Below are 13,293 nucleotides of genomic sequence, written 5' to 3'. Positions count from 1 at the left end.
CATTCTGTTACGAGCCTCTTAGCCAGGGGACGCCTCGCGTTTTAGCGGGATGGGGAGCCTAGTGCCGTGATCCGCTTCGCCGCCGCTCAATGCTTCCCGCACCGACTCCAAGGGGTGCTGAGCTGCTTCGGATCGAGTTAACTTTAGTGCTTATTAATGCCTTTGAGTGAGTGTAGGGTTCTGGAGGTATGAACCTCAAGGAGTGGGCGAAGGCGAACGGTGTGCACCCGCACACCGCCTATCGCTGGTTCCGCGATGGCACGCTGCCGGTGCCGGCGGAACGGGTCGGGTCGCGCACGATCCTGGTGAACGTCGAAGCGAACTCCTCAACGACGGCGTCCGGTGGCGTGGGGCTGTACGCACGCGTTTCCTCACACGACCAGAAAGACGACTTGGCCCGCCAGACGGCGCGGCTGTCCGAATGGGCGGCGAAGGCCGGTCACCGGGTCGTGCGGATCGAATCCGAGATCGCATCAGGCATGAACGGGTCGCGCACGAAAGCCCGTCGTCTACTGGCTGATCCGGCCGTGATCACCGTGGTGGTCGAGCACAAAGACCGGCTCGGCCGGATGAACGTCGAACTCGTCGAAGCTGCCCTGTCAGCGTCCGGGCGTCGCCTGATCGTGCTGGATGACGGCGAAGTCGAAGACGACCTGGTGCGGGACATGGTCGAGGTCCTGACGTCGTTCTGCGCCCGCCTGTATGGGCGTCGGTCGGCGAAGAACCGGGCGAGGAAAGCTTTGGAAGCGGCGGCTGCCGGTGAGTGAGCCGAAGAAGCAGCAGCTTCGCCCGATCGATGCGCCGTTCGTCGCCCTCGGGCCGTCCGGTATGGCGATACGCGACCGGCTCAAGCACCTCTCGCCCAAGGACGAGGAAGTTCTTCGCCTGGCGGGTGAGCACCTGGGACGCCTGGCATCGCTTGACCTGGCTGCCCGCTGCCGGGACGGCTTGGAGCACACCGCCGACACCTGGGCTGCGCGTAAACGGGACCTGACCGCCGAGTCGTCGTCCCGCTGGGCCGGATCGATCACGAAAGCCACGCACGATCAGTGGGCGCTCTCCCGCCGCTGTCAGCTTGCCCACATCCAGTCCCTTGAAGCTGGTGTACGCACGCTGATGCACCGCCTGTCCCAGCCGATCGGAGCCAAGGGCACCAAGCGTGTGCCGGGTGGCTACCGGTCCAAGCAGGAGTGGTTCGCCAAGTCCCGGCGCCTGCACGCGCTCCAGCACCGTCTCAACACCGCTCGTGATGAGCGCGAAGCGGGCACCGTGCACGTCGTACGCGGCGGTAGGCGGCTGCTGAACACCCGGCACAACCTCGAAGCAGCCCAGCTCACTGAAGCCCAGTGGCGGGAGCGCTGGGAGGCCGAACGCTGGTTCCTCGCCGCTGACGGTGAGTCCGGAAAAAGGTTCGGGAACGAGACGATCCGCGTCACGCCGGACGGCGAAGTCTCCATCAAGCTGCCCGCGCCGCTCGCTGATCTAGCCAACAGCAGGCACGGCCGGTATGTCCTGGCTACCCGCGTGCAGTTCGCGCACCGGGGCCAGGAGTGGGCCGACCGCGTCGTGGCGAACCGGGCTGTGGCCTATCGCATCCACTACGACGTACAGCGCGGGCGCTGGTACCTGACCGCATCCTGGCAGCGCCCCGTCGTCAAGACGATGCCGCTGGAGGCGGCCCGCGCCGCCGGAACGGTCGGCGTGGACACCAACGCCGACCACTTCGCCGTCTGGCGTCTGGACGTGCACGGCAACCCGGTCGGCGAGCCCAAACGCTTCCACTACGACCTCACCGGGTCGGCCCCGCACCGTGACGCGCAGCTCCGGCACGCCATCAGCCGTCTCCTGCACTGGGCCAAGAGTGCGGGCGTGACCGCCATTGCGATCGAAGACCTGGACTTCACACAGGAGAAGACGCGGGAGAAGCACGGCCGCAAGAAGCGTTTCCGACAGCTGATCTCCGGCATCCCCACGGGCAAGCTCAAAGCCCGGCTGGTGTCGATGGCCGCCGAACAGGACCTGGCCATCGTCGCGGTCGACCCCGCGTACACGTCGATGTGGGGCGACCAGCACTGGCGCAAACCTCTCACCAGCAAGACTCGCAAGACGACCCGTCACGATGCCGCGAGCATCGCGATCGGGCGACGCGCCCTCGGACACCCGATCCGGCGACGGACGACACCGCCCCGCCAGCACCAGAGCGATACTGGCGGGCATCGGACCATCCAGGCCGGACGCAGTGGCCCAGGGCGTGAGGAACCCCGCCCCCGCATCCCCGGACCACGGACACGATCCGTGCAGCCGGACGCGGAGCGAAAGCGGGCGACCAGGACACCCAAAACCGTTCGGGATGTCCGCAGTGACCACACATGGGTCCAAGACCCACTCCTGCTCACTGATTAGGAACGGTTCAGTGAAGTTCAGGGTCGTCCTCCTGGCGTTCTTCCTCGTGCCTGCGGTTTGGGGAGCGGCGAGCTTCATCAGTGCCCTGACGGCTTCGGCGCAGGTCGTGTGTCCGGGAGAGAACGCGGGCGCGGACGGCGAGGAACGCCCAGGCCCGATGCAGCCGGGGGACGTGAGGTGTTCGGTGCTGGACGGGTCGCTCTCGGTGGCGACACGAACGTACGAGCAGCAGCGCAGTTACCAGTCCCTTGAGCGGCGACGCGACGCCAGGAACGGGGTCCTGCTCGTGGCGTACGGCGCCGCAGGCGCGCTCCTGGTCTGGCGCGCCTCGCGACCGGGGACGAGCCGGGACTGAGCCCGCCTGCGCAGGTGCGGGCTGCCGAAGAGCATGCCGCCGAGCCGACGGCGGCGGGGACTGGCACAACGAAGGACCATGCCCCTTGGTTTTCCGGCTCTTCCTGGGTCCGACCGGCCCGAACTGCGTCGATGGGCGTCAAGGCATGCCCTACCGCCACAGCGCCTGTCGGCGAGGTCCGGCCGGATGGGCGCTACCCGGCGGTGGCGAGCCCGATGAGCAGCAGGGCGATGTCGTCCGTGCGGGGCGCGGTCTGCCGTGCATGGTCGATCAGGGTCGTGGCGAGCCGGTCCATGGGCTGGGTCGAGGCCCGGGCGAGCTGGGTGGCGAGCCCGGACATGGCGTCGTCCATGTCGACCCCGGGAGTCTCGACGAGGCCGTCGGTGTACAGGGCGAGGACGGTGCCGGGGGTCAGCGGGATCTCGGTGGGGGGATAGTCCGCGTCGGGGTCGATGCCGAGCAGCAGGCCGGGTCGGAGCGGAAGGACCTCGGCGTGCCCGTCCGGGTGACGCAGCACGGGCGGGGGATGGCCGGCGGTGGCGAGGACGGCTCGGCGGTGTGCGAGGTCGAGATGGGCGTAGAGGCAGCTGACGAAGCGGCCCGGGTCCATGGCGACCAGCTGGCGGTTGGCCTGCGCGAGGGCCTGTGACGGCGTGGCCCCCGAGGCGGCGTGGGAGCGGATGGCGGGGTGCACCCGGCCCATGAGCGCGGCGGCGTTGACGTTGTGGCCCTGGACGTCTCCGATGACCGCGGCGGCGGTGGTGTCGTCGACGCGGACCAGGTCGTAGAAGTCGCCGCCGATGTCCATGCCGCGGACGCTGGGCAGATAGCGGGCCGCCACATCCAGTCCGGGGAGGTCGGGCAGCGAGTCGGGGAGCAGGGCCGCCTGCAGGGTCTTGGCGAGTTCGTTGCTGGTGTCGTACAGGCGGGCTCGTTCCAGCGCCTGCGCGATCAGTCCCGCGAGCGCGATGAAGACGACCCGCTGCTGGTCGGGAAAGGGGTGGGGCCGGTCGAAGGCGAACACGCACGAGCCCACCGGGCGCCCGGAGGCGATCAGCGGCAGAAACGCCCAGGCGTGCAGACCTTGCTCGTGCGGGGCGGCCGGGTAGGCCTGGGACAGCTCGTCGAGGGAGGCGAAGAAGCTGGGCACGCCGGTGGCGAGGACCCGGACCGCGGGTGCCGGGTGGGTCAGCGGCACTCCGTCGAAGTGCTCGAGCAGCGAGGTGTTGTAGCCCCTGCGGCCGATGACACGCATTCTGCCGTCCTCGGCCGCGAGCAGGGCGACGGTCCGGGCGCCGAACGCCGGCAGCATCTCCTCGGTGACCAGATCGACCACGTCTGCGACGCCCGCGGTTTCGGAGAGGGCGGCGGCCAGGTGCAGCACCCGGTAGATCTCGCCCAGGCGGATCGGCTCGCCCCGGAACGTCTCCGTCCTGGAGGGCCCCGGCTGCGAGTCCCCGCCCGGACCAGTCGGCGATATGCGGACGCTCACCCCCGAGCCGTCGAGATAGAGCTCGAACGCGAGCCACTGGTCCGGCGGGTGCAGGGCGGTGAAGTAGCCGGGCTTCCGGCTGACCACGGTGGCGCGGAAGTGGTCCTCGAAGGCCGGGTCGGTGCACCAGGGCAGGGACTGCCAGGGACGCGTGCCGATCAGATCGTCGGGGCTGCTCGCGCCCAGCAGGACGGCGGCGGTGGCGCTGACGTAGGTGAACCTGCCCTCGAGGTCGAGGGAGCAGCTGCCCCACGGCAGCCGTTCGACGAGGTCGGCCGCGGCGAGCGCCTCGGCCGGCCCCCGCTTGCGGGCGGGCGGCTGCGCCAGGGTGCGGGGTGCGGGCCCCGGACGGACGGCGTGGCCGGTGCCGGCGGCCTCGCGCAGGAACCGTCCCAGGCGCCGACCGGCGGCACGGACCCGTTCAGGGCTCGGGCCGTCGGCCTGGGCGGAGCCGGCGCCGGGCCAGAACAGCAGCAGCGCGCCCCAGACCGTGGTTCCGGTGAGGAGCGGTGCCGCGGCCACCGCATGGTGGTAGGGCAGGGCGATCGCCGTGCGGGGATAGCGGCGGGCGAGCTCCTCGGGGTCGCCGAGCCAGACCAGCCGACGCTCGCGCACCGCATCGGTCACGGGAAGGCGGCTCGACAGCGCCACCGTGAACCAGGGCGCGAGATACTCCGCCGGCATCCCTGCGGTCACCTCCAGCCGCAGCGTCTGCCCGTCGGACGCCAGCAGGAAGACCGCACCCGCGTGCACGCCCGTGTCGCGCATGGCGAGCTCCAGCAGCCGGTCCAGCTCGGCCTCGCGCAGCGACCCGGCGCTCGGCGAAGAGGGGCGGGGGCCGTGGGGCTGCGCCGCGCCGCCTTCCCGCATGGCGCACATACCAGTACCGTACGTCCGCACCTGCCGACCCTGCGCGGAGGCCGCTGCCGATCCCGGCCACGGGCGCCGTTCCCCACGACGGTCTGCTCGTCCAGCGTGTGTCAGCGTTCGAGGACGAGGGCGAGGCCCTGGCCCACGCCGATGCAGAGGGTGGCCACGCCGGTGCCGGTGCCGCGGCGGGCGAGCTGGTGGGCGACGGTGCCGGCGAGCCGGGCGCCGGAGGCGCCGAGCGGGTGGCCGAGCGCGATGGCGCCGCCCTGGGGGTTGAGGATCGCCGGGTCGAAGTCGGGCCATTCGGCGAGGCAGCCGAGGACCTGGGCGGCGAAGGCCTCGTTCAGCTCCAGCACCGACAGGTCGTCGAATCCCTTGCCCGCTTTGGCGAGCGCCCGGTTGACGGCCTCGACGGGGGCGAGGCCGAAGTAGTGCGGGTCGGTGGCGGAGACTCCGGTCGCGGAGATCCGGGCGAGCGGTTCGCGGCCGGTCGCCTTCAGGCCGGCCTCGTCGGCCAGCAGCAGGGCGGCGGCGCCGTCGTTGAGCGGGGAGGCGTTGCCGGCGGTGACCGTGCCTCCCCCAGCCTTCGGCCGGGGGGACCCCCATCTCGCTTCGCTCGCGGTGCGGAAGGACGGCTTCAGCTTCGCCATCGCGGTGAGGGAGGCGTCGGGGCGTACGCACTCGTCGGCGGCGAAGGGGACCGGCTCGCCCGTGCGCTGCGGGACGGGCACGGGCGTCACCTCGGCGTCGAACAGGTGCTGTTCCTGGGCTGCTGCGGCCTTGTGGTGGCTGTGCAGGGCGAACTCGTCCTGCTGCTCGCGGCTGATCTTGTGCTTGTCGGCGATCAGTTCGGCCGACTCCCCGAGCGGGATGGTCCATTGCGGGTTCATCGCCGGGTTGACCATGCGCCAGCCCAGGGTGGTGGAGTAGAGCTCGGCGTGGGCGGCCGGGAAGGGGCGGTCGTTCTTGGGCAGGACGTAGGGGGCGCGGGTCATGGACTCCACGCCGCCCGCGAGGGCGAGGTGCGCGTCGCCGACGGCGATGGCGCGGGCCGCCTGGACGACGGCCTCCAGGCCGGAGGCGCACAGCCGGTTGACGGTCACGCCCGGCACGCTGGTGGGCAGTCCGGCGAGGAGCGCGGCCATGCGGGCGACGTTGCGGTTCTCCTCGCCGGCGCCGTTGGCGTTGCCGACGTAGACGTCCTCGATCCGGGCCGGGTCCAGCGCTGGTGTGCGGGCGAGGAGGGCGCGGATCGCGTGGGCGGCGAGGTCGTCGGGGCGTACGGAGGCCAGGGCGCCGTTGTAACGCCCGATGGGGGTGCGGACGGCGTCGACGAGGTAAACGGTGTTGAGCCTGTTGACGACGTTCACAGCAGATTCTCCGGGATGGTGAGTTCGGCGTCGGTCCGGGCGACGACGTCGTCGACGGTGACGCCGGGGGCGGTCTCCACGAGGGCCAGGCCTGCCTCGGTGACGTCCAGCACCGCAAGGTCGGTGATGACTCGGTTCACACAGGACTTGCCGGTGAGCGGCAGCGTGCACTCCTTGAGGATCTTCGGGGATCCGTCCTTGGCGGTGTGGGTCATCACCACGATCACCTGACGGGCGCCGTGGACCAGGTCCATCGCGCCGCCGATCCCGGTGACCAGCTTGCCCGGCACCGCCCAGTTGGCCAGGTCGCCGCCCGCGGAGACCTGCATGGCGCCCAGCACGGCCACGTCGATGTGCCCGCCGCGGATCATCGCGAAGGACAGCGCCGAGTCGAAGAACGACGCGCCCGGCAGGACGGTGACGGTCTCCTTGCCCGCGTTGATCAGGTCCGGGTCGACCTGCTCCTCGGTCGGGTAGGGGCCGGTGCCCAGGATGCCGTTCTCCGACTCCAGGACGACCTCGACGCCCGCAGGGAGGTGGTTCGGGATCAGCGTGGGCAGGCCGATGCCCAGGTTGACGTACTGGCCGTCGCGCAGCTCCCGCGCCGCGCGGGCGGCGATCTCCTCGCGTGTCCAGGCCATCAGCTGCTCACCGTCCGCTGCTCGATCTTCTTGTCCGCCGCCTGCTGCGGGGTCAGGGCCAGCACCCGCTGCACGAAGACGCCGGGCAGGTGTACGGCGTCCGGGTCGATCTCGCCGGGTTCGACCAGCTCCTCCACCTCGGCGATCGTGACCTTCCCCGCCATGGCCGCGAGGGGGTTGAAGTTCCGGGAGGACTTGTTGAAGACCAGGTTTCCGTGCCGGTCGCCCTTCGCGGCCCGAACCAGCGCGAAGTCGGTGCGGATGGCGCGCTCCAGGACGTACTCCACGCCGTCGAAGACCCGCACCTCCTTCGGCGGCGAGGCCAGCGCGACGCCGCCGGAGCCGTCGTAGCGCCAGGGCAGCCCGCCCTCGGCGACCTGGGTGCCGACCCCGGCCGGCGTGTAGAAGGCGGGAATGCCCGCGCCGCCCGCGCGCAGCCGCTCCGCCAGCGTGCCCTGCGGGATCAGCTCCACCTCCAGCTCACCGGCCAGGTACTGCCGTGCGAACTCCTTGTTCGCCCCGACATACGATCCGGTCACCCGTCCGATGCGGCCCGCGGACAGCAGCACGGCCAGGCCCGAATCCATCGCCCCGCAGTTGTTCGAAACGACTGACAGTCCGCCGACGCCCCGCTCGAACAGTGCCCGGATCAGTACGTCCGGCACACCACTCAACCCGAACCCGCCCACGGCCAACGACGCTCCATCCGGCACATCCGCCACGGCCTCCAGGGCCGTACTGACCAATTTGTCCATTATTTTCGGACCCTCAGATGCTCGCGTGAATTCTGTGTCTATCGCGGAGTGCTTTCCGCCGCCGGCCTGTCCGCCCGATGCGCATCCAGCCCGGCTGAGACCTGCTTTCAGGGTCCGCCGCCACGGCGCACTTGGCTATCCCGCAGATCGGCGATATCGGCGGCGATTCAGGGGTTGTGTTGTTTCACATTCCTGCGGGAGGACGACCCCACCTGTGCCGAGCAGCCTGACAGAGATTCGGATCCACGTTCCCAGCCCCCACGCACCCCATGGCATCCCGCAGATAGGTGATATCCGTCGAGAGCCGGAGGCCCCGGGCGCGGCGCCTGTCGCACGAACAAGGTATTTCAACGCCGGCGCTCGTTATCGCTCGCGAATTCCGTTGACCCCCGTCATTCAGGCATCGAAAGTCTTGATTCCAAGCAGACGGCGGGACTGGGGAATTCTCATGAAGACATTCGTGCATCGGGGACAGATCACCAAGGTGGTCTTCGGCAGCGGTACGCGCAGTCGTATCCCCGAAGAGGCCAATGCCCTCGGATGCCGCCGGGTGCTCGTCCTGTGCACACCTGGTCAATCGGGCCAGGCGGCGGAGATACACGACGTACTTGGGACGGCGGCCGTGGGAACCTTCACGGGCGCGGCTCCGCACACTCCCGTCGAGGTCACCGAGAAGGCGGTCGCGTACGCGAGAACCGTGGGAGCGGACTCGGTACTCGCGATTGGTGGCGGCTCGACCATCGGCCTCGGCAAGGCGATCGCCCTGCGGACCGGGCTGCCACAGCTGGCGCTGCCCACCACGTACGCCGGCTCGGAGATGACGCCGATCCTCGGAGAGACCGAAGGGCGCCGGAAGACGACCCGCCGGCTGCCGGAAGTGCTGCTCAAGACCGTGGTGTACGACGTCGACCTGACGGTCACGTTTCCCGCGGCGGCATCGGTGGTCAGCGGCATCAACGCGATGGCGCACGCCGTGGAGGCCCTCTACGCACAGGACCGGGACCCGCTCGCCTTCCTGATGGCCGGTGAGGCGCTCGAATCCCTCATCCGGTCCCTCCCGGTCGTCGCGCACCGTCCGGACGACGGCGAGGCGCGGGCCGAGGCCCTGTACGGGGCGTGGCTCGCGGGCACGTGCCTGGGCACGGTGGGCATGGCCCTGCATCACAAGGTGTGCCATGTGCTGGGCGGCACGTTCGGGCTTCCGCACGCCGAAACCCACGCGGTCGTCCTGCCGCACGTGGTCGCCTACAACGCACCGGCGGCGCCCGAGGCCATGGCACGCATCGCCGAGGCGCTGTCGGTGGCCGACGCCGCGAGCGGTCTCTTCGACTTCGCGGGGAGGCTCGGCGCCCCCAGGGCACTGCGGGACCTCGGTATGCCGGAATCGGGCATCGAGCAGGCGGCCGAACTCATCGTGCGGGACGGCTACTGGAACCCGCGACCAGTCGAACGGACGGCGGTGCGCGCTCTCCTGGCCCGCGCCTGGTCAGGGCAGCAGCCGTGCACATCACCCGGCGACACACATCCCCGGACCGTGTCCGCGACCCACCACTCATCCACCACGGGAGCACGTCATGCGTGATCTGACCAGCGACACCATCACCGAGGCCGTGATCTCGACCATGCGGGACACCAAGGATCCCCGTGTCGCCGAGATCCTGGAATCACTGGTGCGGCACCTGCACGCCTTCGTTCGCGACGTCGAACTGACGGAGGAGGAGTGGGCCCGGGGAGTGGACTTCCTGACGCGCACCGGGCAGATGTGCACCCCGACGCGTCAGGAGTTCATCCTGCTGTCCGACGTGCTCGGCGTCACCATGCTGGTGGACTCCCTGAGCAACCGGCGCCCCAGCCAGGCCACGCAGAACAGTGTGCTGGGCCCCTACTTCAGGGAGGACAGGCCACGGGAGGCCGACGCCGCCGACATCTCCGGAGGCCTGCCCGGTACCCCGCTGTTCTTCGAGGGGCGGGTCGTGGACCGCGAGGGAGCGCCGGTGGCCGGCGCGGCGGTGGACGTCTGGCACAGCGACTCGGACGGCCATTACGACGTGGATGTGCCCGGCCTGGACGAGCCGGCCATGCGCGCGCTGTTCCGCACCGACGAGACGGGGCACTTCGGATTCCGTTCCATTCGCCCGTCCAGCTACCCGATACCCGGTGACGGCCCGGTCGGCGAACTCATGAGCGCGACCAGCAGGTCGCTCATGCGTCCCGCCCATGTGCACGTGATGATCGAGACTCCGGGATTCCAGCGCGTGACCACCATGCTGTTCCCCTCGGACGACCCGCACCTGGACACCGATCCGGTGTTCGGCGTCAGGCAGTCGCTGATCGAGCGCTTCGACACGTACGAGGCCGACGCCGGGCCCTGCCGCGGAATGACCGAGGTGCCGTACATCCTGCTGCGCCGCACCTTCGTCCTCGAACCCCGCGTCACGGACTGATCCCCGCGGCGCTACAAGACGAGAGGCGGTCGTCCATGAGGACGGCCGACGCCGAACCCTTCATCACCCGCGGGGCGCGGTCCCGCATTCACGGAGGTCCTCTGATGACTGAAACTCTCGACGATGTCCTCGGGTTCCGAGCCACGATGAGCCGGCTCGCCACGGGTGTCAGCGTGATCACCACACGCTCGGGCAGCACGCCCATCGGCATGACGGCGAGCGCCGTCTCCGCGCTGTCCCTGGAGCCACTCCAACTGCTCGTGTGTATCGGCAACCAGCTGTACACGCGGACCGCGATCGCGGAGCACGGTCGCTTCGCCGTCAATGTCCTGGGAGAGGACAGCGAGCACCTCGCGCGGAACTTCGCCGCATCCAAGCCGGACAAGTTCGCGGGCGTGGAGACCATCGACGACCATGGCGTGCCAGTGCTGAAGGACGCCATCGCGGCGGTCGTGTGCGACGTCGCCGCGGCGCTGCCCGGCGGCGATCACACCATATTCGTGGGCGACGTCCGCCACTTCGAACACCGGATGGAAGGCCGGCCACTGCTCCACTTCGGCGGAGACTTCGGCGCGCTCAAGCCTCCCTGCTAGCGCTGGTGACAGCGGCCCGACGGAGGCCGCCGTACCCCTGATCCGGCCCACTACGGCCCCCGGCGTCGGGCTCCTGCAGGCGAGCCACGGACGCCGGGGGCGCCGCTCGTCCCGACGACTCCACCGAGGGTGCCATGACCAGCTCCGTGCCGATCTTCAAGCTGCGTCCTGCGGGCCAGCCCCCGCACCTCCTGACCCGCCCCCGGCTGCTGCGCCGGCTGGACGCGTCGACCGAGCCCGTGGTGGTCGTCTCCGCGCCCGCCGGTGCCGGAAAGACGGTGCTCCTCACCGAGTGGTCGCGAAGCCTCGGAACGCGCGGTTCGTGCGCCTGGCTCAGCCTGGACGCGCACGACAACGCCCCAGGCCGGCTCTGGGCCGGCATCCTGCGGGCGTTGCAGTACGTACGGCCGGAACTGCCCGTCCGGCTCGACAGCGGCGAATGGACACTCGACGCGTGGCTCGAGGAGATCCTGCCGAGCCTCGTGACCGGACTGGACGGACAGGGATCGCTCACGCTGATCCTCGACGGAGTGGAATCGATCACGGACGTCGACGCGGTCCGTAGCCTTTCGGACTTCCTGGCAAGGCTTCCGCAGGGCTTTCGCGTCATTCTGTCGACCCGACACGTTCCCGGTGGCCCCGTACCGACCCTGCGCGCCCGGGGCGCGATCGCCGAACTCGACCAGCACGACCTGGCCTTCACGCAGGAGGAGGCACAGGCCTTGCTCACCGGTCTGCTCGGGTCCGCTCCGGCCCCGGACACGTCGAGGGCGCTGTACGAGGCCACCGAGGGGTGGGCGGCGGCGCTGTGCATCATGGGCCGTACCCTGGCCCTCTCGTCGGACGACGCCGACACGGTGGCCAACCTGGCCCGTGGCAGACGAGCGGTCACCGAGTACGTGGCCAGCGAGGTGCTCTGCCGGCTCACCACCGAACAGCGCAGGTTCCTGCTGCGCACCAGTGTGCTCGACGAGCTGAGTGCCGGGCCGTGCCAGGCCCTCGCCGGGGACCGGGCGGGCGTACTGCTGCGCGAGCTCGCACGGACCGTCCAGCTGCTCGTGCCCGTGGCCACCGGCCCCTCGGCATACCGGCGTCACCGCGCACTGTCCGCGCTGCTCTGCGACCTCCTTGGATCCGAACAGCCGGAGACCGCCGTGTCGTTGCACCGAGCGGCGGCTCGGTGGTACTCACGGCAGGCCGAGACGGCCGCGGCCGTACGGCACTGGGTGCGCGGCGGTGACGAGGCCGCTGCCGCCGCCTCGATACTCCACGACTGGGAACAGGCGGTCTCGGCGGGCCGCGGTCGGGAGGTCGCGCAATGGTTGGAGCTCTTGCCGCTCCGCACGGTCGCCGCCGACGCGAGACTGTGCGTCGTGGCGGCGATGGCGGCCCTGTCGGGGGGTGCTCCGGAAACGGCCCGGCGCTGGCTGGACGTGGTCCGGCTCAGGGAGCCGGGAGCGGAGACGGTCGGCGAGGGCAGCACGGTGTCCGATGCGGCAGCCGTCGCCCAGGCCGTGGCATGCTGGCTGCAGGGGGAGGTCCTGACCGGCGACCGTCTCGCCGAATCCGCCGTCGCCGGCACCGTCCCGTTGACGTCCTGGCGTGCCCTGGCCTGTACGGCCCGCGGCACCGCGCTGCTGTGGACCTCCCGGTACGGGGAGGCGGAGGCGCTGCTCGCCGAGGCGACCCGTGACGCGCATGCCGCCGGTCACAGCTTGGCGTTGGTCCGCGCGCTGGGTCTGCGGGCGGTGTGCGCGCTGCTCGCCGGACGCCACGAGCGGGCGCGCATGTTGAGCGACCAGGCCCACGAGGCGGCCGCGACGGCCGGCCTGGAACGGCACTTCGTCGCCGCGCCCGCCTACATCGGCAGGGCTGGCCTGTTCCTCGACGAGGGACGGGCCGACGAGGCCGAAAACACCCTGGCCGACGCCGAAGCGGCGCTGGCGGACTCGTCCAGGACCGGCAGCGAACCCCAAATGCACGCCTTGTACCACGTCACACGGGCACGACTTGCCAGTGCGCGGCACGACGCGGCCGCCGCACGGGAGGCCCGTGAGGCGGCCGAGCGGGCAGCGGACCGGTGCGAGTCACCGGGAGTGCTGACGACACTGCTCGGGCGAGTCGGCGAGGACACCGTCGTGCCGCTCGTCGAGTCCGGCCCCCAGGAGCTGTCGCTGGGGGAGCGCCGGGTGCTCGGCGCCCTGTGCGGTCCGCTGACACTGCGTGAGATCGCCTCCGAGTTCTATGTGTCCCACAACACCGTCAAGACACAGGTACGGGCGATCTTCCGCAAACTCGGCGCTCACGACCGGAGCACAGCGGTCGCCAGGGCCCGGGAGTGCGGCATGCTCTGACCCGGGCCCCGGCATC

General features: G+C 70.5%; 11 protein-coding genes. 7 read left to right on the top strand and 4 right to left on the bottom strand.

The annotated features are described in order from the left end of the window. Positions 1-188: 188 nt before the first annotated feature. From ACQPXS_RS03640 to ACQPXS_RS03630, 3 genes are all read left to right on the top strand, one after another. The gene (locus ACQPXS_RS03640; protein WP_433446834.1) at positions 189-767 is read left to right on the top strand and encodes an IS607 family transposase; all 579 of its coding nucleotides are present in this window, start codon (positions 189-191) and stop codon (positions 765-767) included. Between the two features lie 61 nt (positions 768-828). Continuing rightward, the gene (locus ACQPXS_RS03635; RefSeq protein WP_433455690.1) at positions 829-2,403 is read left to right on the top strand and encodes an IS200/IS605 family accessory protein TnpB-related protein; all 1,575 of its coding nucleotides are present in this window, start codon (positions 829-831) and stop codon (positions 2,401-2,403) included. A 10-nt stretch (positions 2,404-2,413) separates the two neighbouring features. Beyond that, entirely contained in the window at positions 2,414-2,758 is a 345-nt protein-coding gene (locus ACQPXS_RS03630) for a hypothetical protein (RefSeq protein ID WP_433446832.1), read from the top strand. Between the two features lie 193 nt (positions 2,759-2,951). On the opposite strand, the gene ACQPXS_RS03625 is transcribed toward ACQPXS_RS03630, so the two are convergent. From ACQPXS_RS03625 to ACQPXS_RS03610, 4 genes are all read right to left on the bottom strand, one after another. After that, a complete protein-coding gene (locus tag ACQPXS_RS03625) occupies positions 2,952-5,129 on the bottom strand; it encodes a SpoIIE family protein phosphatase (protein WP_433446830.1) in 2,178 nt (725 codons plus the stop codon). 101 nt (positions 5,130-5,230) lie between these two features. Next, positions 5,231-6,490 (bottom strand): thiolase family protein, encoded by a 1,260-nt coding sequence (locus ACQPXS_RS03620; RefSeq protein ID WP_433446828.1) that lies wholly within the window; start codon positions 6,488-6,490, stop codon positions 5,231-5,233. Then, positions 6,487-7,131, bottom strand: a complete 645-nt coding sequence (locus tag ACQPXS_RS03615) for a CoA transferase subunit B (RefSeq protein WP_433446826.1) — start codon at positions 7,129-7,131, stop codon at positions 6,487-6,489. Before ACQPXS_RS03615 ends, ACQPXS_RS03620 begins: the two co-directional genes overlap by 4 nt. Then, positions 7,131-7,886, bottom strand: a complete 756-nt coding sequence (locus ACQPXS_RS03610; protein WP_433446824.1) for a CoA transferase subunit A — start codon at positions 7,884-7,886, stop codon at positions 7,131-7,133. Before ACQPXS_RS03610 ends, ACQPXS_RS03615 begins: the two co-directional genes overlap by 1 nt. Positions 7,887-8,334: 448 nt before the next feature. Between ACQPXS_RS03610 and ACQPXS_RS03605 the strand changes: the two genes are divergently transcribed. The 4 genes from ACQPXS_RS03605 (at position 8,335) to ACQPXS_RS03590 (ending at position 13,277) form a co-directional block, all read left to right on the top strand. Beyond that, positions 8,335-9,468, top strand: a complete 1,134-nt coding sequence (locus tag ACQPXS_RS03605; RefSeq protein WP_433446822.1) for a maleylacetate reductase — start codon at positions 8,335-8,337, stop codon at positions 9,466-9,468. Beyond that, positions 9,461-10,330, top strand: coding sequence for a dioxygenase (locus tag ACQPXS_RS03600; RefSeq protein WP_433446820.1), 870 nt, complete (start codon positions 9,461-9,463; stop codon positions 10,328-10,330). Before ACQPXS_RS03605 ends, ACQPXS_RS03600 begins: the two co-directional genes overlap by 8 nt. Before the next feature lie 104 nt (positions 10,331-10,434). Next, positions 10,435-10,923 (top strand): flavin reductase family protein, encoded by a 489-nt coding sequence (locus ACQPXS_RS03595; protein ID WP_433446818.1) that lies wholly within the window; start codon positions 10,435-10,437, stop codon positions 10,921-10,923. Positions 10,924-11,057: 134 nt separating this feature from the next. Next, a complete protein-coding gene (locus tag ACQPXS_RS03590; RefSeq protein ID WP_433446816.1) occupies positions 11,058-13,277 on the top strand; it encodes a LuxR C-terminal-related transcriptional regulator in 2,220 nt (739 codons plus the stop codon). Positions 13,278-13,293: the final 16 nt, after the last annotated feature.

Origin of the sequence: Streptomyces sp. CA-142005, assembly GCF_050942335.1 — a bacterium.
Lineage (GTDB): Bacteria > Actinomycetota > Actinomycetes > Streptomycetales > Streptomycetaceae > Streptomyces.
This window is presented reverse-complemented; position numbering and strand designations above follow the sequence as displayed.

What these genes read in the sequence shown, in the direction of transcription:
- ACQPXS_RS03635 (WP_433455690.1), top strand. Translation starts at nt 829, where the DNA reads ATGGCGATACGCGACCGGCTCAAGCACCTCTCGCCCAAGGACGAGGAA.
- ACQPXS_RS03640 (WP_433446834.1), top strand. Translation starts at nt 189, where the DNA reads ATGAACCTCAAGGAGTGGGCGAAGGCGAACGGTGTGCACCCGCACACC.
- ACQPXS_RS03610 (WP_433446824.1), bottom strand. Translation starts at nt 7,886, where the DNA reads ATGGACAAATTGGTCAGTACGGCCCTGGAGGCCGTGGCGGATGTGCCG.
- ACQPXS_RS03625 (WP_433446830.1), bottom strand. Translation starts at nt 5,129, where the DNA reads ATGTGCGCCATGCGGGAAGGCGGCGCGGCGCAGCCCCACGGCCCCCGC.
- ACQPXS_RS03605 (WP_433446822.1), top strand. Translation starts at nt 8,335, where the DNA reads ATGAAGACATTCGTGCATCGGGGACAGATCACCAAGGTGGTCTTCGGC.
- ACQPXS_RS03600 (WP_433446820.1), top strand. Translation starts at nt 9,461, where the DNA reads ATGCGTGATCTGACCAGCGACACCATCACCGAGGCCGTGATCTCGACC.
- ACQPXS_RS03615 (WP_433446826.1), bottom strand. Translation starts at nt 7,131, where the DNA reads ATGGCCTGGACACGCGAGGAGATCGCCGCCCGCGCGGCGCGGGAGCTG.
- ACQPXS_RS03595 (WP_433446818.1), top strand. Translation starts at nt 10,435, where the DNA reads ATGACTGAAACTCTCGACGATGTCCTCGGGTTCCGAGCCACGATGAGC.
- ACQPXS_RS03590 (WP_433446816.1), top strand. Translation starts at nt 11,058, where the DNA reads ATGACCAGCTCCGTGCCGATCTTCAAGCTGCGTCCTGCGGGCCAGCCC.